The sequence below is a fragment of the Tsukamurella ocularis genome, assembly GCF_024807615.1.
Lineage (GTDB): Bacteria > Actinomycetota > Actinomycetes > Mycobacteriales > Mycobacteriaceae > Tsukamurella > Tsukamurella ocularis.
This window is the reverse complement of record NZ_JANUCJ010000003.1, coordinates 394,217-415,028: the sequence shown is the minus strand read 5'-3', so window position 1 is coordinate 415,028 and position 20,812 is coordinate 394,217. Positions and strand designations below refer to the sequence as shown.

Annotated in this window: 20 protein-coding genes and 1 tRNA gene; 14 read left to right on the top strand and 7 right to left on the bottom strand. The window is 71.6% G+C overall.

Annotated elements, in window-relative coordinates:
- The first annotated feature begins 1 nt into the window (after position 1).
- The 3 genes from HNP44_RS13390 to HNP44_RS13380 are packed head-to-tail and all read left to right on the top strand — an operon-like array spanning position 2 to position 2,925.
- A complete protein-coding gene (locus tag HNP44_RS13390; protein WP_259140926.1) occupies positions 2-1,114 on the top strand; it encodes an MBL fold metallo-hydrolase in 1,113 nt (370 codons plus the stop codon).
- A 10-nt stretch (positions 1,115-1,124) separates the two neighbouring features.
- A complete protein-coding gene (locus HNP44_RS13385; RefSeq protein ID WP_310437683.1) occupies positions 1,125-1,313 on the top strand; it encodes an antitoxin in 189 nt (62 codons plus the stop codon).
- A gap of 31 nt (positions 1,314-1,344) precedes the next feature.
- Positions 1,345-2,925, top strand: a complete 1,581-nt coding sequence (locus tag HNP44_RS13380) for a VWA domain-containing protein (protein WP_259140924.1) — start codon at positions 1,345-1,347, stop codon at positions 2,923-2,925.
- Positions 2,926-2,939: 14 nt separating this feature from the next.
- On the opposite strand, the gene HNP44_RS13375 is transcribed toward HNP44_RS13380, so the two are convergent.
- A tRNA-Arg gene (locus HNP44_RS13375) sits at positions 2,940-3,016 on the bottom strand.
- 82 nt (positions 3,017-3,098) lie between these two features.
- On the opposite strand from HNP44_RS13375, the gene HNP44_RS13370 reads away from it, so the two are divergent.
- Positions 3,099-4,241, top strand: a complete 1,143-nt coding sequence (locus tag HNP44_RS13370; protein WP_259140922.1) for a metallophosphoesterase — start codon at positions 3,099-3,101, stop codon at positions 4,239-4,241.
- 111 nt (positions 4,242-4,352) lie between these two features.
- Here HNP44_RS13370 and rnhA read toward each other — a convergent pair whose 3' ends face one another.
- Positions 4,353-4,796 carry a ribonuclease HI gene (gene rnhA / locus HNP44_RS13365; RefSeq protein WP_224648900.1) on the bottom strand — a complete coding sequence of 148 codons (444 nt, stop codon included), beginning with the start codon at positions 4,794-4,796 and terminating at the stop codon, positions 4,353-4,355.
- A 37-nt stretch (positions 4,797-4,833) separates the two neighbouring features.
- Between rnhA and HNP44_RS13360 the strand changes: the two genes are divergently transcribed.
- Entirely contained in the window at positions 4,834-5,442 is a 609-nt protein-coding gene (locus HNP44_RS13360; protein WP_259140921.1) for a pyridoxamine 5'-phosphate oxidase family protein, read from the top strand.
- Here the strand turns inward: HNP44_RS13360 and HNP44_RS13355 are convergent, their stop codons facing one another.
- Positions 5,443-6,483, bottom strand: coding sequence for a hypothetical protein (locus HNP44_RS13355; RefSeq protein WP_259140919.1), 1,041 nt, complete (start codon positions 6,481-6,483; stop codon positions 5,443-5,445).
- A gap of 143 nt (positions 6,484-6,626) precedes the next feature.
- On the opposite strand from HNP44_RS13355, the gene HNP44_RS13350 reads away from it, so the two are divergent.
- Together HNP44_RS13350 and cobF are read left to right on the top strand one after the other, a co-directional pair.
- Positions 6,627-7,250 (top strand): TetR/AcrR family transcriptional regulator, encoded by a 624-nt coding sequence (locus HNP44_RS13350; RefSeq protein ID WP_259140917.1) that lies wholly within the window; start codon positions 6,627-6,629, stop codon positions 7,248-7,250.
- Complete coding sequence (cobF, locus tag HNP44_RS13345; RefSeq protein ID WP_259140916.1) at positions 7,247-8,011, top strand: precorrin-6A synthase (deacetylating); 765 nt, start codon at positions 7,247-7,249, stop codon at positions 8,009-8,011. The genes HNP44_RS13350 and cobF overlap by 4 nt, the downstream gene beginning before the upstream one ends.
- A gap of 12 nt (positions 8,012-8,023) precedes the next feature.
- Here cobF and HNP44_RS13340 read toward each other — a convergent pair whose 3' ends face one another.
- Positions 8,024-8,776 (bottom strand): 3'(2'),5'-bisphosphate nucleotidase CysQ, encoded by a 753-nt coding sequence (locus HNP44_RS13340; RefSeq protein ID WP_259140915.1) that lies wholly within the window; start codon positions 8,774-8,776, stop codon positions 8,024-8,026.
- A gap of 22 nt (positions 8,777-8,798) precedes the next feature.
- Here HNP44_RS13340 and HNP44_RS13335 point away from each other — a divergent pair, with 22 nt between their 5' ends.
- The 3 genes from HNP44_RS13335 (at position 8,799) to efeB (ending at position 13,005) form a co-directional block, all read left to right on the top strand.
- Entirely contained in the window at positions 8,799-9,671 is an 873-nt protein-coding gene (locus HNP44_RS13335; protein ID WP_259140914.1) for a DNA-formamidopyrimidine glycosylase family protein, read from the top strand.
- A 66-nt stretch (positions 9,672-9,737) separates the two neighbouring features.
- Positions 9,738-11,771: an iron uptake transporter permease EfeU gene (gene efeU / locus HNP44_RS13330; RefSeq protein ID WP_259140912.1), complete on the top strand. Its 2,034-nt coding sequence runs from the start codon at positions 9,738-9,740 to the stop codon at positions 11,769-11,771.
- Positions 11,761-13,005, top strand: coding sequence for an iron uptake transporter deferrochelatase/peroxidase subunit (gene efeB, locus HNP44_RS13325; RefSeq protein ID WP_259140911.1), 1,245 nt, complete (start codon positions 11,761-11,763; stop codon positions 13,003-13,005). Before efeU ends, efeB begins: the two co-directional genes overlap by 11 nt.
- 380 nt (positions 13,006-13,385) lie before the next feature.
- Here efeB and HNP44_RS13320 read toward each other — a convergent pair whose 3' ends face one another.
- Together HNP44_RS13320 and yczR are read right to left on the bottom strand one after the other, a co-directional pair.
- The gene (locus HNP44_RS13320; RefSeq protein ID WP_259140910.1) at positions 13,386-14,006 is read right to left on the bottom strand and encodes a DoxX family protein; all 621 of its coding nucleotides are present in this window, start codon (positions 14,004-14,006) and stop codon (positions 13,386-13,388) included.
- An 85-nt stretch (positions 14,007-14,091) separates the two neighbouring features.
- The gene (yczR, locus tag HNP44_RS13315) at positions 14,092-15,537 is read right to left on the bottom strand and encodes a MocR-like transcription factor YczR (protein ID WP_259140909.1); all 1,446 of its coding nucleotides are present in this window, start codon (positions 15,535-15,537) and stop codon (positions 14,092-14,094) included.
- A 61-nt stretch (positions 15,538-15,598) separates the two neighbouring features.
- Between yczR and yczE the strand changes: the two genes are divergently transcribed.
- From yczE to HNP44_RS13300, 3 genes are all read left to right on the top strand, one after another.
- Positions 15,599-16,354, top strand: coding sequence for a membrane protein YczE (yczE, locus tag HNP44_RS13310; RefSeq protein ID WP_259140908.1), 756 nt, complete (start codon positions 15,599-15,601; stop codon positions 16,352-16,354).
- Positions 16,273-17,010 (top strand): SDR family oxidoreductase, encoded by a 738-nt coding sequence (locus HNP44_RS13305; RefSeq protein ID WP_259140907.1) that lies wholly within the window; start codon positions 16,273-16,275, stop codon positions 17,008-17,010. Before yczE ends, HNP44_RS13305 begins: the two co-directional genes overlap by 82 nt.
- Positions 17,011-17,140: 130 nt before the next feature.
- Positions 17,141-17,368 carry a hypothetical protein gene (locus tag HNP44_RS13300; protein WP_259140905.1) on the top strand — a complete coding sequence of 76 codons (228 nt, stop codon included), beginning with the start codon at positions 17,141-17,143 and terminating at the stop codon, positions 17,366-17,368.
- A 120-nt stretch (positions 17,369-17,488) separates the two neighbouring features.
- On the opposite strand, the gene pgi is transcribed toward HNP44_RS13300, so the two are convergent.
- Entirely contained in the window at positions 17,489-19,147 is a 1,659-nt protein-coding gene (pgi, locus tag HNP44_RS13295) for a glucose-6-phosphate isomerase (protein WP_259140904.1), read from the bottom strand.
- Positions 19,148-19,258: 111 nt separating this feature from the next.
- Between pgi and HNP44_RS13290 the strand changes: the two genes are divergently transcribed.
- Positions 19,259-20,722 carry an NAD-dependent succinate-semialdehyde dehydrogenase gene (locus HNP44_RS13290; protein WP_259140903.1) on the top strand — a complete coding sequence of 488 codons (1,464 nt, stop codon included), beginning with the start codon at positions 19,259-19,261 and terminating at the stop codon, positions 20,720-20,722.
- Positions 20,723-20,812 lie beyond the last annotated feature (90 nt).

The window sequence follows — 20,812 nt, the reverse complement described above, 5'->3', positions numbered from 1 at the left end:
CATGCGGCTGGGAAACGTCGTCACCTTCGCCGCGGGCGCGGCGGCCGGGATCGTGGGCGCCACGGGGCTCCGCGCCGCGAGCGGCCTGAAGCGGTCGATGGGCGCGCAGGTGGACACCGTCTACACCAACACCGACCCGGACAGCCCGCACCAGCGCTTCGACGCGGCCAAGATCGCCCGCGGCGTGGTCGGCCGTGCCCGGCACGGGGTGGGGGCACCGTCGGGCCCGATCCCGCTGGCCGCCGACCCGAGCCCGGAACAGCCCTCCGACCTGGCTGTCACCTGGTTCGGGCACTCATCGGTTCTCATCGAGGTCGACGGCTTCCGGATCCTCGCCGACCCGGTCTGGGGTGAGCGGGTCTCCCCGTCGCCGACGATCGGCCCCGCGCGGCTGCACCCCGTCCCGGTCGCGTTGAGCGCGCTGCCGCACATCGATGCGGTGATCATCAGCCATGACCACTACGACCACCTCGACCTCCCCACGATCGACGAGCTCACCCGCGACCGGGACGTGCCCTTCTGCGTGCCGGTCGGCGTGGGCGGTCACCTGCGCGCGTGGGGCGTCCCCGAGGACCGGATCGTTGAGTTGGACTGGGACCAGGCGCACACGCTGACCCGCGACGGGAAGAGCGTCAAGGTGGTGTGCACCGAGGCCCGCCACTTCTCCGGCCGCGGCCTCACCCGCAACTCCACGCAATGGGCGTCATGGTCGCTCGTGGGCCCCGAACACTCCGTCTTCTTCGGCGGCGACACAGGCTTCACCGAGCGGTTCAAGCTGGTCGGCGACCACTTCGGCCCGTTCGACCTCACGCTGCTGCCGATCGGCGCCTACGACCCCCTCTGGCCCGATGTGCACACCAACCCCGAGGAGGCCGTCGCGATCCACGCGATGATCGCCAAGCCGGGCGCCCCGCTCGTGCCCGTGCACTGGGCCACGTTCAACCTCGCCTTCCATGACTGGTCCGAGCCCGTCGAGCGGCTCCTCGCGGCCGCGGGGGAGGCTGGGGTCGCCACGATCATCCCCATGCCGGGCGGCCGGGTCGACGGTGCCGGAGCGGGCCCCGCCGACGCGATCACGCCTGGTACGCACGACTGGTGGTCGACGGTCCGCTAGCCTGGCACGCATGGATTTCAAGGATCTCGCGAACAAGGCCAAGGACGCCCTCGGCAAGAACCCGGGCCTCATCGACAAAGCCGGCGACCTCGTCGACGGCAAGACCGGCGGCAAGTTCGCCGCGCAGGTGGACAAGGCGCAGGACGCCGCCAAGAAGTTCGTCGGCGGCCAGCCGGGCCAGCAGGACCAGCAGCAGTAGTTCGACCTTCAGAAAGGGCGACACTGCATTCATGGGTCGTCATGACGCGCCGGGTGAGCCGGCTGCGGAGAAGCCGCGCGGCAGGAACGTCGCGCGGCTTCTCGTCGGCGCCGGGCTGGTCGCGGTGCTCGTGGCGGGCATCGTCGCCGTCGTCGGCGGGAAGTTCGCGGGCTGCGGCGCGTCGAGCACCGTCACGGTGATGGCCGACCCGGCGCTGGCGCCGGCCCTCCGCTCGCAGGCAGCGCTCGCCTCCGACAGGTGCACGACGATCTCGGTCGCCGAGGCGCCGGACCACGAGTCCGCCGGTCGGCTCCAGGCCGGCGCCGCCGATCTGTGGTTCGCCCCGTCGCGCTCGCGCGCTGACGCAGTCTCGGCCCAGCTCGGCCGGGAGCTCCCGACCACCGTCGTGGCCGGTTCCCCGATCGTGCTGGCGGGCGCCGCGGTCCCGCAGCCGGCGAGCTGGTCCGAGGCCATGACGCAGGCCACGATCCGCGCTGTGCCCGCGGATTCGCCCTACTCCGATGCGCCGGTCATCGCGGCCGTCGCCGAGTCCACCCGCCCCGGCGGCGGCGACGACCGGGCCCTCAACGCGGTTCTGGCGCAGTACGCCCAGGCCGCCAAGCGCGTCGACGGCGAGCCCGTCACGGCCGCGGCCTCCGACAGCGGCGTCGTGGTCGTGCCCGAGTACGCCTATCTCGAGGAGAAAAAGGCCCGCGGCGAGCTCGCCGCCGTCGTGCCGAAGACCGGCGCCCCGCGAGACGAGCTGCTGCTCGCCGTCGCCGCGATCGGCCAGCGACAGGCCGCCGTGACCGACGCCGGCAAGCGCCTCGCCGCAGCCTTCACCTCCGGCGACGGTCTCGCCGCCCTCGCCCGCGACGGCCTGCGCGGCATCGCGCTGGCGGAGGCACCGCCGGGCGGCGTGGGCGCGGTGACGGCGCTCCCCGACCCCGATCGCGCCCGGCTCGCGCGCGCCGAGCAGACCTACTCGACCCTCGCCGTCCCGCTCAAGGCGCTCGTCGTGGTCGACACCTCCGGATCGATGGACGAGAAGGTCGGCGACACCACCCGCATCGGGATGCTCGCCTCCGGCTTCACCAAGGTCGTGACGCAGATCCCCGACGCGAACGCCGTCGGCCTGTGGACCTTCTCCCTCGCCACGAACGGCGGCAAGGACTGGACCGAGGTCGTCCCCACCGCGCGCCTGTCCGACAAGCGGGGGGACAAGACCCAGCGGCAGTTGCTGCTCGACGGGGTGAACTCGCTGCCCGGCCGCGTCCGCGGCGGCACGGGCCTCTACGACACGACACTCGCCGCCTACCGGCAGGCGATCAAGGACTTCGACCCCGCCTACTCCAACTCGCTGATCCTGCTCAGCGACGGCGGCAACGAGAAGAACGGCGGCACCACCCTCGATCAGATGGTGGCGGAGCTGAAGAAGCTGGTGGACCCGGCGCGGCCGGTGAACATCCACACCGTCGGTATCAGCAAGGACGCCGACCTACCGGCCCTGAAGAAGATCGCGGACGCCACCGGCGGCACCGCGCAGTCGGCCGACACGGAGCAGCAGATGCTCGCGGATTTCGTGAACGCGGTCGCCAAGCGCGCGCAGTAGGAGCGCGGCGCAGGTGGTGCCCCCGACAGGAATCGAACCTGCGACCTGATCTTTAGGAGAGATCCGCTCTATCCGACTGAGCTACGAGGGCGTGCGGCACGAGTGTAGCCACGCGGGGCCCGCCGGGTACATTCGGATGTCCGAGTTTGCAGCATCACGAGGGGGATGGCCGCGTGCCGATCGGGATCTCAGTACTACTGGTCGTCACGGTGGGCTCGCTGGCTCTCGTGCAGCGTCGCGTGGTTCGGCGGTGGACGACCCGGCCGGCGCGCATCGCCGGGAACGCCGCCGTCGTCGTGGCCGTGGTCCTCACGGCGTGCAGCGCGGTCGGCCTGCTCGCGGGCGCGGGCGTGATCGCCCCCGACCGCGTCCGCTGGATCAGCGCCGCCGGTCTCACGTGGCTCGCGACGATCTTCTACCTGCTGCTCACCGTGCTCGTCCTCGGGGTGCTGTGGGTGTTCGCCCGGCTGGTGCGGCTCGTCCGCCCCGGGTTCGACGGTGCGCCGCTCCGCCGCGCCGTGGCCCTCGTCGGCGTGATCGGCGCCGTCGCCGCAACGCTGTACGGGCTGGTGGAAGCGGCTTCACCCCGGGTGACGCACACCCAGATCCGGCTCGCGTCGATGCCCGCCGCGTTCGGGTCGCTCACGGTCGCACTCATCACCGACATCCACGCGGGCCCCGTGCGCAGCCGCGGCTTCGTGCAGGGCATCGTGGACCGGACCAACGCCGAGAAGCCCGACCTGGTGCTGATGGCCGGCGACCTCATCGACGGCACCGTCGCGCAGATCGGCGACGACCTGACGCCGCTGCGCGACCTGCGCGCCCCGCTCGGGGTGTTCGCCGTGACCGGCAATCACGAGTACTACGCGGGCGATGTCGTGAACTGGGTGCAGCGGTGGCGCGACGTCGGCGTCACCCCGCTGACCAACGGCTCGGCGCGGCTCGAGCGGGGCGGCGCGACGGTCACACTCGTGGGCGCCAACGACCGGACGGGCACGGCGCCGCACGAGGTGGACTACGACACGGCCTTCGCCGGTGTCGATCCCGCCGCCTTCACGGTGGCCATCGCGCACGAGCCGCTGCAGGGCCGAGAGTTCGCCAAACGCGGCGCGGACCTGCAGGTCGCGGGGCATACGCACGGCGGCCAACTCTGGCCCTTCCGGTACTTCGTGCGACTACAGCAGCCCGCGCTGCAGGGGCTCGAATCCGTCGACGGGATGCCCGTCTACACCAGCCGCGGCGCCGGCGCGTGGGGGCCGCCCGTGCGCGTCGCCGCGCCGCCGGAGATCGCGATTCTGCAGCTGAGGGCGGCCTGACCGGGGCGTGATCCGGGCGCGCCGCTGACGCGTCCCGAGTTTCCGGGTTTTCGACGGCCCGCGGGCGAAATCCGCATCGAAGCGTCGCAGAACTCGATGTTGGGGGCGCGATTAGGCGTCCCGCGCCTCCTGCGCGCCGCGGGAGGCGAGCTGGTCGGCGAGTTCGTTGCCTTCGTTGCCCGCGTGCCCCTTCACCCAGCGCCAGTCGATCTCGTACTGCGCGGCGGCCTGCTCCAGGCGCTGCCACAGCTCGGCGTTCTTCACGGGCTGCTTGGCGGAGGTCTTCCAGCCGTTGCGCTTCCAGCCGGCGATCCACTTGGTGATGCCGTTCTTCACGTACGAGCTGTCGGTGTAGAGCACCACCGGCATCGGCCGCGTGATCGCCTCCAGCGCCGAGATGGCACCCATGAGCTCCATGCGATTGTTCGTCGTGTCCTTCTCGGCGCCGTACAGCTCCTTCTGGTGCTCACCGAAGCGCAGCACCGCGCCCCAGCCTCCCGGCCCGGGATTCCCCAAGCACGCGCCGTCGGTGTAGATCACGATCTCGTCCGCCACGAGGAGCCATCCTAGCGGTGCGCGCTACCGTGAAGCCGTGCCGAACAATCACTACCACCACCTGGTCTTCGGCGACGATGCCCTGGACCGCCAGCGCCGCAACGGCAGCTACGTGGCGTACGGCCGGCAGCTCGAGCGCGGCGACGACGGGCCGCAGGCCCTCACCGACCGCGAGCTGCTCATGATCACCCGCGCCGACCAGTTCTGCCTCGCCACCGTCAGTCCGCAGGGCTGGCCCTACCTGCAGTACCGCAGCGGCCCGGCGGGCTTCGTGCAGCACGACCCGGCGACGGGGCGGCTCGGCTTCATCGACCTCCCGGGCAACAACCAGTTCGTCACCCTCGGCAACCTCGCGGACGACGACCGGCTCGCCATGTTCTTCGTCGACTACCCGCGGCGCGTGCGGCTCAAGGTCTTCGGCCGGGGGACGGTGCGGGAGACCGCCGACCGACGGGTCATCGAGATCGCCGTCGAGGCGTTCGACTGGAACTGTCAGCGCAGCATCATCCCGCGCTTCGACCGCGAGTACATCAAGCAGCTGGGAGCGGCGTACCAGAAGGTCGCCGCGGAGCGCGAAGCCGAGCTGCAGACCGAGATCGACCGGCTGCGCGCCCGCGTCGCCGAGTTGGAGGGCGACGCCGGCTGATCAGGGCTGCGTCGGGCTGTCGAAGCGCGGGTCGCGGCGCGGGAGCGCCTCGGTCTCGGGCTTCGGCGAGACCTTCACCGGGCGCGGCGGCCGCTTCACGACCTGCGTCTGCTGCTCCGAGGGGGTGAGCGGGCCAGGCGTCGGTGGCACCGTGCCGGGCCAGTTGCGGTCCCAGTCGGGCTGCGGCCGGCGCTGCGCCACCGGCGACACGGCGGTTCGGGGCTGTTCGTCGGGCGCGGTGGCGGGGGTAGGGAGCGGAGGCGGGGTGTGCGCCGGCGGCGCGACGGGGCGGGCCCAGGCCGAGTCCGCGCGCGGGAACTGCTGGTTCGACGGTGCCTGCGGAGCGTACGCGGGAGGCAGGGGCGCGCCGGGCAGCTGAGCGCCGGGGGCCGGTTCCGTGGGCGTCGGGCCCGTGGGGCCGAAGGGCGACGCCAGGAACTGCGGAGCCTGCGGCGCGGGCTGCGCGATAAAGTCGGGGGCGGACCGTCGGGCGAGGAGCAGCACGATGGCGCCGAGCAGCGCGACTACGGCGGCGGCCAGCGCCACGAGCGGCCCGGGCCCCGACGCCGTCGTCACGGTCAGCTCGGACCCGGCGACGCTGGTGGTCTCGGAGCCGGTGACGACGATGAGGGCGTACACCGCGACACCGGCGCCGGTGAGGGCACACACCGCGGCGGCGACAGCCAGAGCGCGACGCGCCCGGGCGGGGCCGAACGCGGCGAGCGCCGCGGCGGCAGCGACTGCGATGCCGAACACGATCACCGCCCAGCCGGCCCACGCGGCCTGCGTCGAGACGACCTGGGAGCCCTCGCGCTCGATGGCGCCCGCCGCCGGGCCCGTCGCGGCGAAGGAGACCGAGCCGATGCCGGATACCTCGGCATGCACATCGAGGTTCACGCCGAACAACTTCGTGAGATCCGGCGTCACCGTGAACCATGTCAGGAACGCCGCGCCCACGAGGCCGACCGCCCCCGTCACGGCGAGGGCGAGCCCGGCGATCCGGGCCGCGCCGGATACGGCTGCGGGCGGTGAATCAGGCATTGCGGACCTCCTACGACGTGATGGCCTCCACGCTAGGTCGCTGCGGTTGGCGACCGCTGAAGTACCGCTGAAGCCGAGGCTACCGGCGGGTACACTGAGCCGATGGAACAGCGACGCACATTCTGTCCCATCGGGACGGCCGGATGACCGCGGCGCTGCAACCGACGGACGATCCCAAGGGACGCGCGAAGACCCGTCGGCGGTTGATCCGGGCGGCGTACCTGGTGTTCGCGCAGCACGGCTACGGCTCGACGAACGTCACCATGGTGTGCGAGGCGGCCGGCTTCACCCGCGGCGCCTTCTACTCCAACTTCACCAGCCTCGAGGAGCTGTTCATCGAGGTCTGGCGGTTCCACGTGCAGTGGATCATGGACACCATGGCCAAGGTCGTCGACACCTACGTCGTGCAGGGCGCCGACTACGGCAAGCTCATCGAGATGGCCGTCCGCGCGATCCCCGTCAATGAGCGCTGGCAGCGCGTGAACGGCGACTTCGTGGCGCTGTGCACCCGCACGCCCGAGCTCAACCAGACGGTCCGCGACGCCCAGCGGATGCTCCTCGCGAACATGATCCCCACCGTGATGCACGTGCTCGAGGCCGCCGGCCGCCGCGTCACCGCGCCCGAGGCGCTCGGCTACGCGCTGCTCGCCGTGCACGAGGGCACCGCGTCGTACTGCGTCATCGACCCGGACAACGAGACCCTCAAGCAGAACCGCATCGACCTGCTCACCGCCACGCTCAACATGTACAGCGAGCCGATGCAGTGACCCGCACCGCACTGGTCATCGGCATCGGCGCCGGCGACCCCGGACACGTCACGGTGGGCGCGATCGAGGCGATGCGCGCCGCCGACGCCCTCTTCGTCCTCGACAAGCCGAACGCGGGCACGCTCACCGGGATCCGGCAGGAGATCGTCGACCGGCACGCACCCGGCGTGCGCGTCGTGCTCGTGCCCGATCCGCCGCGGGACCGGTCCGCCGAGCGCGGCGTCTCGCGGCCCGACGGTGTCTACGCCGCCCACGTCGCCGATTGGCACGACGCCCGGGCGCGGGCGTTGGCCGCGGCGATCGCCGAGCACGTCCCCGAGGGCGGGAACGCCGGCTTCCTGGTGTGGGGCGACCCGTCGCTCTACGACTCGACGCTGCGCGTGATCGAGCGCGTCGGCCGGACGCTGGAGTTGGTCCCCACGGTGATCCCCGGCATCACCAGCGTGCAAGCCCTGACCGCCGCCCACGCGATCCTGCTCAACCGGGTGGGTGAGCCGATCCACATCACCACGGGCCGCCGCCTGCACGAGGACGACGGTCGCAACACGGTGGTGATGCTCGACGCGGACTGCACCTTCCGCGAGACCGCCGCGCCGACGGACCACGTCTACTGGGGCGCTTACCTGGGCACGCCCGACGAGGTCCTCATCGACGGCCCCGTCGGCGAGGTGGGCGAACTGATCGCCCGCACCCGCGCCGAGGCCCGCGAGAAGCACGGCTGGATCATGGACGTCTACCTGCTCCGCCGCCCCGCCGACTGAACTCGCTCCCGCTCAGTTCAGCGCGTCGAGGACCTTCTCCGCCAGCTCGGGTCGGCAGACCACGAGGTCGGGGAGGTAGGGGTCGGGGTTGTTGTAGGAGAGCTCGCTGCCGTCGAGGCGCGAGCAGTGCAGGCCCGCTGCCCGCGCGACGCCGACGGGGGCGCAGGAATCCCACTCGTACTGTCCGCCGGCGTGCAGGTACACGTCGACCTGACCGGTCACGACGGCCATCGTCTTCACTCCGGCGGAACCCAGTGAGACGGGCGTGAGGCCCAGCGACTCCGCGACCCGGAACATGCCGGGCGTCGCGCGACTGCGCGAGAGGGCGAGGTTGCCCGTCAGAGTGCCCGTCGGCGCGGTCACGGTGTCGGAGCGGAAAACCCGGTCCATCGCGGGCAGCGAGACCGCGCTGTGCACCGGCTGCCCACCCTGCGTGAGCGCGACGTGCACCGCGTAATCGGGGCGGTGCGCCGCGTAGTCGCGGGTGCCGTCCAGCGGGTCGATGACCCACACCCGTTCGGCTGAGAGCCGCTCAGTGGAGTCCGGCGCCTCCTCCGAGAGCACCGCGTCGTCCGGCCGGTGCCGGCGCAGGACGCGCGCGATCCAGGCCTGCGCGAGCCGGTCGCCGGTGTCGCCCAGCACCCCGTCGTCCAGCAGGGAACCGTGCCGGATGGACTGCAGGATCCGCCCGGCACCCTCGGCGATCTCGGCCGCGAGCTCGATGTCGGACAGGGCGCCACCGTCGGAACGGCCGAAGAAGGTCATACCCCCACACTAGATTGGAGCCATGCCGGAGCTTCCCGAGATCACCGCGATCGCGGACTACGTGGGCGCCAAGGCCGTCGGCACGCAGGTCCGACGGGTCGACGTGGCGGCGTTGTCCGTGCTCAAGACGTATGCGCCGGGCCCGCACGACCTGGTCGGGGCCACCGTCACCGGTACGCGCCGGATCGGCAAGTACTTCATCCTCGATGCGCGCAAGGGCGACGAGGACCTCGCCCTCGTCGTGCACCTCTCCCGCGCGGGCTGGTTGCGCTGGTCCGAGAAGCTGTCGCCGACGCCGCTGCGGCCCGGAGGGAAGTCGCCGATCGCGCTGCGCGTGCATGTCGGGCCGGAGGGGGAGGGCTTCGATCTCACGGAGGCGGGCACGCAGAAGCGGCTCGCGGTGTGGATCGTGCACGACCCGCAGGAGATCGAGATGGTCGCGACGCTCGGCCCCGACGCGCTGGCCGTGACCCGCGACGAGTTCGGCGCGATCCTCGCAGGATCGCGCGCGCAGCTCAAGACGCTGCTGCGCGATCAGCGCACCATCGCCGGCATCGGCAACGCCTACTCCGACGAGGTCCTGCACACGGCGAAGCTCTCGCCCTTCGCGGCGGCGAAGTCGCTGGACGAGGCGCAGGCCGACGCGCTGTACGCCGCCATGCGGTCGGAGCTCGAGGACGCGGTCGAGCGATCCGTCGGGCAGCACGTCGCCACCCTCAAGGCGGAGAAGCGCTCCGGGATGAAGGTGCACGCCCGGACCGGTAGCCCCTGCCCCGTCTGCGGCGACACGGTGCGCGAGGTCTCTTTCGCCGACCGCTCTTTCCAGTACTGCGCTACGTGCCAGACGGGCGGCAAGGTGCTGGCGGACCGTCGGATGTCGAAACTGCTGAAATGAGCCCAAAACGCCCTGAGGTTAGGCATCGCTGCATAGTGGATTGAAGGCGTGCCTTACCTTCTAGGCATGAACTGGGGTGATGCCGTCCCGAACTTCCTCATCGGCCTGCGTGAAGGTCTGGAAGCGGGACTGATCGTGAGCATCCTGCTCGCCGCCGTGAAGAAGTCGGGCGGTTCGCGGGTGCCGGTGTGGTTGGGCGCGCTGGGCGCGGCATCGTTGTCGGTGAGTTTCGGGGCGATCCTGACCTTCACCACGTCGGAGCTGTCGGCCACGGCGCGCGAGGTCGTCGCGGGCACGCTGAGCGTGCTCGCGGTGTTGCTCGTGACGATGATGATCTTCTGGATGCGGCGCACCGCGGCGTCGCTGTCCAAGGGGCTGCGCGCCGACGTCGAGACCGCGATGGTGCTCGGCGCGGGCGCCCTGGTGCTCACCGCGTTCTTCGCGGTCGCGCGCGAGGGCCTGGAGACCACGCTCTTCCTGTGGACCGCGGCGCGCGCCTCGGGAGACGCAGTGGGCCCCGCCGTCGGCGCGGCGCTGGGCCTCGCGGTGGCGTTCGGGATCTGCGTGCTGCTCTACCGGCAGGCGGTTCGCCTGAATCTCGCCACGTTCTTCCGATACACCGCGATCCTGCTCATCGTCGTGGCCGCGGGCGTCCTCGCCTACGGCCTCGGCGACCTGCAGAACGCGGGCGTCCTGCCCGGCCGCACGTGGATCGCGTTCGACCTGTCCGGCAGCATCAGCACCGACTCGTGGTGGGTGGCGTTGATCGGTGGCATCACCAACCTCGCGCCGAAGATGACGGTGCTGCAGGTCTTCGCGTGGCTCGCCTACCTGGTGGTCGTGCTGGGGATCTTCCTCGGTACGAAGCCCGCCCCGGCGACGCCGGGCGAGAAGGGCCGCTTCGAGGCCTGGGCCGCGCGCCTGGCCGGAACGCGCACCGGCCTCGCGGCCGCGGTCGTCGTGCTGGTGCCACTGCTCGTCGCGGGCCTGATCATCGCGATCCTGCCGGCCAAGCCCGCTGCCGCCGGCGCGGTGACCGTCACCGAGGCGGACTGCGCCAAGGGGGTCAGCGGCGCCTCGGCCGGGCAGCAGCGCATCACCGTCACCAACAAGTCCGGCAAGTCCGGAGAGATCACCCTGGTCGACAGCGGCGACGCCGTCGTCGGCGAGATCGAGACCCTCGGCCCGGCGACCACCGCCGACCTGTCGGCCACGCTCGGGGGCGGTAGCTACCAGTTCGTCTGCTACCTCGCCGGGCAGAAGGAGACCCGCTCCGAGCAGTTCACCGTCACCGGCGGCGGGGGTGACGCGCCGAAGCCCGTCGCGCGCGTCACCAAGGACGACCTCGACGGTGCCAACGCGAAGTACCAGGACTACGTGCTGACGGTGCTCCCCGCCGTCGAGGCGGGGCTGAACCGCGTGAAGGCCGCGCTCGGCAGCGGTGATACAGCGGGCGCCAAGGCGGCGTGGCTCGATGCCATGACGGCCTGGGAGAAGGTCGGCGCCTCGTACAACAGCTTCGGCGAGGCCGGGACGGCCGTCGCGGGCCTGCCCGACGGTTTCGCCGACGGGGTCCGCGATCCGGAGTTCTCCGGCATCCGTCGGATCGAGTACGGCCTGTGGACCGGCGAGCCGACGGCGGCCCTGACGGCGCAGGTCGACAAGACCCTCGCGGGGCTCGCCAAGATCCGCACCGATCTGCGCACCGACGACATCGCCGGCGATCCGATCACGCTCACCAAGCGCGCCCAGGAGATCCTCGAGGACGCGCTACGCGACCACCTCACGGGCGTCAGCGACCAGGGGGCGCATGCGGGCTACGCGGCGACCGCCGCCGATGTCGAAGCCACTCGCGCCGTGCTCCGCGTGCTCGAGCCGCTGCTCGCCCCGCGCGTGCCCGACCTGCTGCCCACGGCACGTCGCGAGCTGGACGACATCACCAAAGCCCTCGACGCCGTCAAGCGGCCCGACGGCACCTACCCGCCGCTCGAGCAGCCCCCGCTGGCTCTGCGGCAGAAGATCAACGGCACCGTCGGGCAGGCCCTCGAGACCCTGTCCGCCGTGCCCAACCTCCTGGAGATCCCCAAGCATGAGCGATGAGACGACGACCGGCACCGGCCGGCGGAAGTTCCTGCAGGGCGCGGCGGTCGGCGCCGTGGGCGTGGCCGCCGTCGGCGGCGTGCTGGCCGGGGGCGCGCGCAGCGACGCGGCGCAGTCCTCGGGCCCGACGGTGCGCGATTCCTACCCGTTCGAGGGCGAGCACCAGTCCGGCATCCTGACGCCCGCCCCGGCGGAGAAGCAGGCCGCGCTCATGGTCGCGGCGTTCGACGTGATCACCGATCGCGCGGGCCTGGAGAAGCTGCTGCGGACCATCACCGACCGGGCTCGGTTCCTCACCGCGGGTGGCACCCCGGCGAACCTGGGGGTGGGTAGGCCGCCCGCGGACAGCGCTGTGCTCGGGCCCGTGGTCCCTGCCGACGGGCTGACCATCACGCTGGGCGTGGGCTCGTCGCTGTTCGACGACCGGTTCGGGCTGGGTGGGCGCAAGCCGGCGAAGCTCAAGCCGATGACGGTCTTCCCCAACGACCAGCCCGATGCCGCGCAGATGCACGGCGACCTCGTGCTGCAGTTCTGCGCCAACAATCCCGACACGGTGCACCACGCGCTGCGCGACATCGCCAAGCACACCCGCGGCGCGATGCAGCTGCGGTGGAAGATGCAGGGCTACGGCGCCCCGCCGCGGCCCGAGGGGTCCGCGCGCAACCTCATGGGCTTCAAGGACGGCAGCGCCAACCCCGTCGGCCCGCAGGCGGAGGAACTGATCTGGGTGACTGGCGGCGAGCCCGCGTGGACGAACGGCGGCACGTACTTCGTGGTGCGGCTGATCCGGATGATGGTCGAGTTCTGGGACCGCGTCTCGATCGCCGAGCAGGAGGGCATGTTCGGCCGGCGCCGCGACTCCGGCGCCCCGCTCGACGGTGCCGCCGAGACAGACGATCCCGATTACGCCGCCGACCCCGAAGGCGACGTGATCCCCATGGACTCGCACATCCGCCTGGCGAACCCGCGCGAGGGGGAGAAGACGGAGAAGCAGCGTCTGGTGCGCCGGTCGTACAACTACGACCTGGGCTTGGACATGAACGGCAACATGGCCTGCGGCCATGTCTTCCTGTGCTTCCAACAGGACGTCGAGGCGCAGTTCGAAGAGGTGCAGAAGCGCCTGATCGACGAGCCGCTCACCGACTACGTGACCCCCTTCGGTGGCGGCTACTTCTTCGCCGTCCCCGGGGTGCGGGGCGCGGACGACTTCCTCGGGGCCGGGCTGTTCCGCTGAGGCCGGGCCGAGTAGGGGCGATCCCCACGCGCTTGCCCCACAGACGACGATGCCGCCGAACGGTGGGCCCGCATCGGTACTCGGGCAACGCGGGGTGCGGATGCACTGACCCATGTGCGTGCCGCTAGGGGGTATGCGCGGGACGCATAACCTCCACCGGGAGCATAGTTCCTGACCTGCAGATATGCAGCCATGCGTTGCACGCGTGGCTTTCGGCAGCCCCCATGTACCCTCGCCGCTCCACCGGGCCGGCTCCCGGGCCCGGGAGGGGGTGGATCAGCGTCCACAACCGCGGAACGACGATGCCGCCGTCCCCTGGGTGATGGGAACGGCGGCATTCGTGTTCTTCATACGGCCGGTGAGTGCCGCGGCGGCGGGGACTACGTGATGAGCTTGTCCGCGCCGTCGTTCGTGCCCGTCTCCGGGTCGTAGTCGCCGAGCAGGAAGTCGCCCTCGGCGGCCTCGTCGTCGATCTCCTGGGAGACTGCCTCGGCCTGCGCCAGCGCGGCGTTGCGGCGGGCGATGGTGACCGCGCCGCCGGCGACGGCGCCGCCCAGCGCGAGGGCCGCGAGCCACGGCTTGTTCAGGCGGTCGCCCAGCAAGTGGTCGACGGAGTACTTGCCGGGTCCGGTCAGCGCCAGCGCGGCCGCGGCGACGCCGAGGGTGATCGGGTACTCGTTGCCGCCGCTCTGCGCGGCGAAGCCCTGCGGGCGGTGGACCTCGGCGGCGACCAGCATCGCGCCCACGCCGCCGGCCGCGGCCAGCGGGGTCGCGGCGCCGAGCGCGAGGGCCGCACCGGCCAGCTCGCCCGCACCGGCGAGGGCGGCGTTCGGCTTGCCGGGCGCGAAGCCCATGGACTCGAAGCCCTGCCCCGTGGCCTCGAGGCCGTGGCCGCCGAACCATCCGAACAGCTTTTGCGAGCCGTGGTACGCGAGGGCGCCGCCGACGGCGCTACGCAGGGCGAGGAGCCCGAGATCACGTGCGGTGTTGTTCTGTCCCATGTCCTGGGTCCCTTCCAGCGGAGGTCGTCGGTTCTGAGGCGTTCAACCGGACCGCGGTCCCAAGGATTCCCGGGAGTGGTCGACCTCACACCACGAGCTGACCCTCCAGGTCGGGCATCGTCGCGCCGCCCGTCGCCCGACGGTAGGCGGTACCCACCAGCTCGATCGCCTGCGTGAGCTGATCCGGCGGCAGCGAGTAGGGGATGCGGATATTGCGCTCGAGGGCACCGTCGACCCCGAAGGCGGAACCGGCGGCGATGCGTACCCCCAGGCCCGCAGCGGCCGCGGCGGTGGCGGTCCCGACGGGCCGCGGCAACGTCACCCACAGGCACAGGCCGCCGACGCCGGGGGAGACCGTCGCGCCGGGCAGGTGCTCGGCGACCGCGTCCAGCGCGACCGCCCGCGCTGCCCGCAGCGAATCCAGCCGCCCGGGCAGGAAGTCGGCGAGGTGGTCGAGGGCGTAGCCGGCGGCGAGCTGCTCGAAGACGGCGCCCGCGAGGTCCATGTCGTACCGGGCGGCGGTGAGCGCATCGGGCGAGGTCTCGGTGCGGATCCAGCCCACCCGCAGGCCCGCCCAGATGGTCTTGCTCGCCGACCCGAGCGTGATGATGCGAGCGCCGCGCGGCGCGAAGGCGGCGACGGGCGGGGGAGGCGGAACGTCGAGGGCCAGCTCCGCCATCGTCTCGTCGACCACCACGGGCACCCGGTATCGCGCCGAGATCTCGCCGAGCCGCCGCCGCCCGGCCTCGTCGAGCAGCAACCCCGTCGGGTTGTGGAAGTCGGGGATCGTGAAGATGATCCGCGGATTCTGCTGCTTCACGACGGCCTCGAGCTGGTCGAGGTCCCAGCCGTGCTCCGGGTGCAGCCCCACGGCGACGGGCCGCGCGTTGTGCCGGCGCAGCGCGAGGATGGAGCCGTGATGCGTCGGCTGCTCGATGACCACGCGATCGCCGGGGTGCACCAGCGTGTCCAGCACGACGCGCAGCGCGTGCTGCGCGCCGGAGGTCACCAGGATCTGCTCCTCCGAGGTGGGTAGGCCGCGGTCGGTGTACCGCCGCGCGATCGCCTCCTTCAGCGCCCGCACACCGCCGGGGTAGAGGCCGATCCCCGCGAGGTACGGCGGCGCGCACTCGAGGGCGTGCCGGTATCCGTCGTGCACGATCTGGTCGGGGGCCGACGGTGCCGCGATGTTCAGCCGGATCAGGTCGGCCTCCGGCCCGGTGTCCGCGGGCTCGGCGGGCACCGCGTGCGGCAGCGAGAGCACGCTGCGCGCGCCCTGCCGGGACTGCAGGTGCCCGCTGTCGCGGAGCTCGGCGTAGGCGGTGGTCACCGTCGTGCGGCTGACCTCGAGGTGCGCGGCCAGGGCGCGCTCGCTCGGCAGCGCGGTCCCGACGGGGACCCGCCCGTCCAGCACCAGCAGGCGCAGGGCTTCGGCGAGCGCGAGGTAGGCCGGGCGCGGCCCGTCGGCCTTCCAGGTGCCGAGCTGCCGGACCAGGGCGGCCGCGCCGACAGTGCCAGTTGTAGGGAACATGAGGCCAGTGTTCCAGAACTGGATATGGATTGCGATGCCACTTGACGTCAGAGTGGGTGTCATGATGATTCGACTCGTGAAGCTGTTCGTGGGCCTGTGGCTGTACGGGACAGCGATGGTCGCGATCCTGCGCGCCGGGCTCGGCAACATGCCGTGGGACGTGCTGCACCAGGGGCTCGCGGAGAAGATCGGCCTGTCGGTGGGCGTGACGTCGATCGTCGTCGGCGCGCTCGTGCTGCTCGCGTGGATCCCGATCCGGCAGAAGCCGGGTTTCGGCACCGTCGCCAACGTGATCGTCATCGGTGTCGCCTTCGACACCATGGCGCCGCTGTTCCCGGAGAACCCCGCGCTGGTCGTCGCGATCCCGATGATGCTCGGCGGCATCGTGCTCAACGCCTTCGCGACGGTGCTCTACATCGGGGCCGGCATGGGGCCCGGCCCGCGCGACGGCCTGATGACGGGCCTCGTCGCCCGCACCGGCGGCTCAGTGCGGGTGGTGCGCACGTCGATGGAGGTCCTGGTCGTGATCGTGGGCTTCCTGCTCGGCGGCACCCTCGGTATCGGCACCGTGCTGTACGCGGTGGGCGTCGGCCCGCTGATCCAGCTGTTCGCGAAGACCGGCCTCGGCGGCCCAGCCCTGGCTCACGGCGGCGACGTGCACGGCGCGGGCCGTGACGACGCGCACGCCGGCGCCGGCGCCGGCGCGGACGTCCACGGCGTGGATAAGGTGGGGGAATGCGGATCCTCATCACCGGAGCCAGCTCCGGTCTCGGCGAAGGCATGGCTCGGACGTATGCGGAGCGCGGCGAGGACGTAGGGCTCCTCGCGCGACGCCTCGACCGGCTCGAGGGCCTGCGCGCCGAGCTCAGCTCCTGCCCCGAGGCGGGTGCGGTGGAGATCGGGCGGCTCGACGTGACGGACTTCGACGCCGTGCCCGTCGCCATCGCCGACGTGGTGGAGCGGCTCGGCGGCCTCGACCGCGCGATCATCAACGCCGGCATCGGCAAGGGCGCGCCGCTCGGCACCGGCAAGGTGCACGCGAACCTGGAGACCGTGCAGACCAACCTCACCGGCGCTCTCGCACAGGCCGAGGCGGTACTCGAGGTCTTCCGCCCGCAGGGCCGGGGTCACCTCGTGCTCATCTCGTCGATCGCTGGGCAGCGCGGCATGCCGAAGGCGCAGGCGGCCTACTCGGCGAGCAAGGCCGGCCTCACCGCTCTCGGCGAGGGGCTGCAGGCCGAGTTCGCTGGCAGCGACATCACCGTCACCGTGATCAAGCCGGGCTTCATCGAGACCGACATCAACAAGGGCGTGAAGACGTCCATGAAGTCCTCGCTCGACGACGGTGTGAAGGCGCTCGTCAAGGCCATCGACCGCGAGCCGAAAGAGGCCGCGGTCCCGTCGTGGCCGTGGACCCCGCTCGGCGCGGTGCTACGACATGCCCCCGACGAGCTCACCCGTCGCCTGATCTGAGACCGGACCGGATCCCCCGGAAGGACTAGGGGCTCAGCCCTGAGGCGCCGTCCCGAAACGTGGGGGCCCGGCCCGGATGTGCCGCGACACCGACGTTCCTAGCGTGAGTAGGGACGAAAGGTGGTGCGAAATGCGCACATTCATCACGACAGCCACGATCGCCTCCGCAGCCGGAGTCGCCCTCATCGTCGCCGCTGCCCCCGCCCACGCCGATCCCGATATCAGTGACTACGCCCGCGGCAGTATCGGCGAGAGCTGCGCCGGCTACAGCGTCGGCAAGCTGGCGCTCGAGCGCAGCCAGGGCTTCGTGCTCAGCTGCAACGCGAACGGCACCTGGCAGATCCCGAAGGAACCCTGAGTCCGGAGTCCTCGCACGTCGATCGCCGCTCGGCCACGCGATCGCCTCCCAGTTCGAGGCCAGCGGCTCACCAACCCGTGGCGCGAGCGGGCGGTGAGGGAAGGGCCCCAGCCCAGGGGCTCAGATCGCCCGGCCCCGCTGCGCGCGGTACCAGCGGACCTGCGCGTCGGTCGACGAGTCGAGGTCGGCGGCGGGGGCACCGTCGGACGCGATGACCGGCAGCAGCGCGTTGGCTTGGACCTTGCCCAGCTCGACGCCCCACTGGTCGAAGGCGTTGATGCCCCAGATCGCGGCCTCGGTGAACACCTGGTGCTCGTAGAGCGCGATGAGTTGGCCCACGACGGACGGGGTGAGCTTAGGCGCGAGGATCGTGGTGGTGGGCCGGTTACCGGGCATCACCTTGTGCGGCACCACCGCGGGATCGGTGCCCTCCGCGGCGATCTCTTCCGCCGTCTTGCCGAAGGCGAGCACCTTCGTCTGCGCGAACAGGTTGCTCATCAGCAGGTCCTGCATCGTGCCGACGCCATCGGTGGTGGGCAGGTCGTCGGTGGACTGCGCGAAGCCGAGGAAGTCCGCCGGAACGAGCCGCGTGCCCTGGTGCAGCAGCTGGAAGAAGGCGTGCTGGCCGTTGGTGCCGGGCTCGCCCCAGAAGATCTCCCCGGTGTCGACGGTGACGGGCGTGCCGTCCACGCGCACCGACTTTCCATTGGACTCCATGGTGAGCTGCTGCAGGTAGGCGGGGAAGCGGGCCAGGTCCTGCGAATAGGGGAGCACCGCGCGGGACTGCGCGCCGAAGAAATCCGAGTACCACAGGCCGATCAGCCCGAGCATGAGCGGCGCGTTCGAATCGGCGGGTGCGGTCGCGAAATGCTCGTCGACGGTGCGGAATCCGGCCAGGAACTCGGCGAACCGCTCGGGGCCGACGGCGATCATCACCGACAGGCCGATCGCCGAATCCACGGAGTAGCGGCCGCCGACCCAGTCCCAGAAGCCGAACATGTTCGCGGTGTCGATGCCGAAGGCCGCGACCCGCTCCGCGTTGGTGGAGACGGCCACGAAGTGCTTCGCCACGGCCTCCTCGCCGACGCCGAGCTTCTCCAGAAGCCAGGCCTTCGCCGCGTGCGCGTTGGTCAGCGTCTCCTGCGTGGAGAAGGTCTTCGACGCGACGATGAACAGGGTGGTCGCGGGGTTGAGCTGCGCCAGCGTGGCGGAGATGTCGGCCGGGTCGACGTTGGAGACGAAGTGGCAGGTCAGGCCGCGTTGCACGGACGCGCGCAGCGCCTTGTAGACCATCGCAGGGCCGAGGTCGCTGCCGCCGATGCCGATGTTCACCACGTCGGTGATCGGCTCGCCGGTCGCGCCGCGCCAGCGCTTGGAGCGCACCTCGTCGCTGAAGGCGCCCATCTTCTCCAGCACGTCGTGCACGTCGCCGGTCACGTCCTGCCCGTCCACCCGCAGGTCCAGGCTCGACGGTGCGCGCAGTGCGGTGTGCAGGACGGCGCGGTCCTCGGTGGAGTTGATGTGTTCGCCCGCGAACATGGCGTCGCGCCGGGCGGCGACCCCGGCCTCGTCGGCGAGCGCGGTCAGCAGGCCGAGCGTCTCGCGGGTGACGCGGTGCTTGGAGTAGTCGATGTAGAGGTCGCCTACCTGGAACACGAAGTCGGAGCCACGGTCCGGGTCGGCGGCGAACAGCTCCCGCAGCGTGGTCTCGGCGATCTCGCGGTGGTGATCGACGAGGTTCCGCCAGGCGGTGGACGCGGTGATGTCGCTGTCGCTCATGGCGTCAGCCTAGTGTCCGGAGCGCCCGCGCGGGCGGTTCACGGACGAGGTCACAGCGGGTGCCGGAGCAACGCCCTGCGCGCGCCCTCGGCGCGGAGCTAGGGTGGCGGTATGGCAACCGAGCAACGCGTCCGTGACCTCCTCGACCGCATCCCCACCGGGATCTTCGTGAACGGCGCGTTCCGCGATTCAAGTTCGGGCGCAACCTTTCCGGTGCACGATCCCGCCACGGAGGACGTGCTGGTCGAGGTGGCCGACGCTACGCCCGAGGACGGCGCCGCCGCCCTCGACGCGGCCGTCGCGGCGGGGCCGGCGTGGGCTGCGACGCCCGCCCGCCAGCGCGCCGAGATCCTGCGCGCCGCCTACGAGGGCCTCATCGCCCGCACCGACGACGTCGCGCTGTTGATGACCCTCGAGATGGGCAAGGCGCTGCCCGAGTCCGTCAACGAGGTGCGCTACGGCGCGGAGTTCTTCCGTTGGTTCTCCGAGGAGGCCGTCCGCATCGCCGGTCGCTACACGCCCGCGCCCGCCGGCACCGGGCGGATCCTGGTGAGCAAGGCCCCCGTCGGGCCGTGCTTGGCGATCACCCCGTGGAACTTCCCCCTCGCGATGGGCACCCGCAAGATCGGGCCCGCGCTCGCCGCCGGCGCGACGATGGTGGTCAAGCCCGCCGGCCTCACCCCGCTCACGATGCTGCTGCTCGCGGAGGTGCTGCGCGACGCGGGCGTGCCGGACGGGGTGATCTCGGTGCTGCCCACCTCGAAATCCGGGGCGCTGACGGGGCCCCTGCTCGCCGATCCGCGGCTGCGCAAGCTCACCTTCACCGGCTCGACCGAGGTCGGCGCCGCGCTCGTCGCGCAGTCGGCGCCCGGGATCCTTCGCACGTCGATGGAGCTGGGCGGCAACGCGCCGTTCGTCGTCTTCGACGATGCCGACGTCGACCACGCGGTCGCGCAGGCGCTGCTCGCCAAGCTGCGCAACGGCGGCGAGGCCTGCACCGCCGCCAACCGCTTCCACGTCCACGAGTCCGTGGTCGAGGAGTTCACCACGAAGCTGGTCGACGGGATGGCGAAGTACGTCCTGGGCCGCGGGACCGACGAGGGCGTGACGATCGGGCCGCTGGTCTCCGCGGACCAGCAGGCCACCGTCTCCGAGCTGGTGCAGGATGCGGTCGCCAAGGGCGCGTCGCTGCGGCTCGGCGGGGTCGCGCCCGAGGGGCCCGGCCACTTCTTCCCGCCGACGGTGCTCGCCGATGTCCCCGCCGATGCCCGGATCCTCACCGAGGAGGTCTTCGGCCCCGTCGCCCCCATCGTCGCCTTCGCCGACGAGGACGCGGGCGTCGCCGCCGCCAACGCGACGGAGTACGGGCTCGCGGCGTACATATTCACCAAGGACCTGGACCGCGCGCTGCGCGTCGCCGACCGGATCGAGGCCGGCATGGTCGGCGTGAACCGCGGCGTCATCTCCGATCCCGCCGGCCCGTTCGGCGGCGTCAAGGCCTCCGGCTTCGGCCGCGAGGGCGGCAGCGAGGGCATCGAGGAGTACCTGGAGACCCGCTACATCGCCCTGCAGTGACACCCCTCCCCGATTGAACGACGTTCTGGAGAATCCGACCTGCGGGTTTCCTCTCCAAAACATCGTTCAATTGGGTTCGGGGTGATCGCA

Bases quoted from the DNA above. Each gene is read 5' to 3' on its own strand.
- HNP44_RS13390 (WP_259140926.1), top strand. From the start codon at position 2: ATGCGGCTGGGAAACGTCGTCACCTTCGCCGCGGGCGCGGCGGCCGGG.
- HNP44_RS13385 (WP_310437683.1), top strand. From the start codon at position 1,125: ATGGATTTCAAGGATCTCGCGAACAAGGCCAAGGACGCCCTCGGCAAG.
- HNP44_RS13380 (WP_259140924.1), top strand. From the start codon at position 1,345: ATGGGTCGTCATGACGCGCCGGGTGAGCCGGCTGCGGAGAAGCCGCGC.
- HNP44_RS13355 (WP_259140919.1), bottom strand. From the start codon at position 6,483: ATGCCTGATTCACCGCCCGCAGCCGTATCCGGCGCGGCCCGGATCGCC.
- HNP44_RS13350 (WP_259140917.1), top strand. From the start codon at position 6,627: ATGACCGCGGCGCTGCAACCGACGGACGATCCCAAGGGACGCGCGAAG.
- HNP44_RS13340 (WP_259140915.1), bottom strand. From the start codon at position 8,776: ATGACCTTCTTCGGCCGTTCCGACGGTGGCGCCCTGTCCGACATCGAG.
- HNP44_RS13335 (WP_259140914.1), top strand. From the start codon at position 8,799: ATGCCGGAGCTTCCCGAGATCACCGCGATCGCGGACTACGTGGGCGCC.
- efeU (WP_259140912.1), top strand. From the start codon at position 9,738: ATGAACTGGGGTGATGCCGTCCCGAACTTCCTCATCGGCCTGCGTGAA.
- efeB (WP_259140911.1), top strand. From the start codon at position 11,761: ATGAGCGATGAGACGACGACCGGCACCGGCCGGCGGAAGTTCCTGCAG.
- HNP44_RS13320 (WP_259140910.1), bottom strand. From the start codon at position 14,006: ATGGGACAGAACAACACCGCACGTGATCTCGGGCTCCTCGCCCTGCGT.
- yczR (WP_259140909.1), bottom strand. From the start codon at position 15,537: ATGTTCCCTACAACTGGCACTGTCGGCGCGGCCGCCCTGGTCCGGCAG.
- yczE (WP_259140908.1), top strand. From the start codon at position 15,599: ATGATGATTCGACTCGTGAAGCTGTTCGTGGGCCTGTGGCTGTACGGG.
- HNP44_RS13305 (WP_259140907.1), top strand. From the start codon at position 16,273: ATGCGGATCCTCATCACCGGAGCCAGCTCCGGTCTCGGCGAAGGCATG.
- HNP44_RS13300 (WP_259140905.1), top strand. From the start codon at position 17,141: ATGCGCACATTCATCACGACAGCCACGATCGCCTCCGCAGCCGGAGTC.
- pgi (WP_259140904.1), bottom strand. From the start codon at position 19,147: ATGAGCGACAGCGACATCACCGCGTCCACCGCCTGGCGGAACCTCGTC.
- HNP44_RS13290 (WP_259140903.1), top strand. From the start codon at position 19,259: ATGGCAACCGAGCAACGCGTCCGTGACCTCCTCGACCGCATCCCCACC.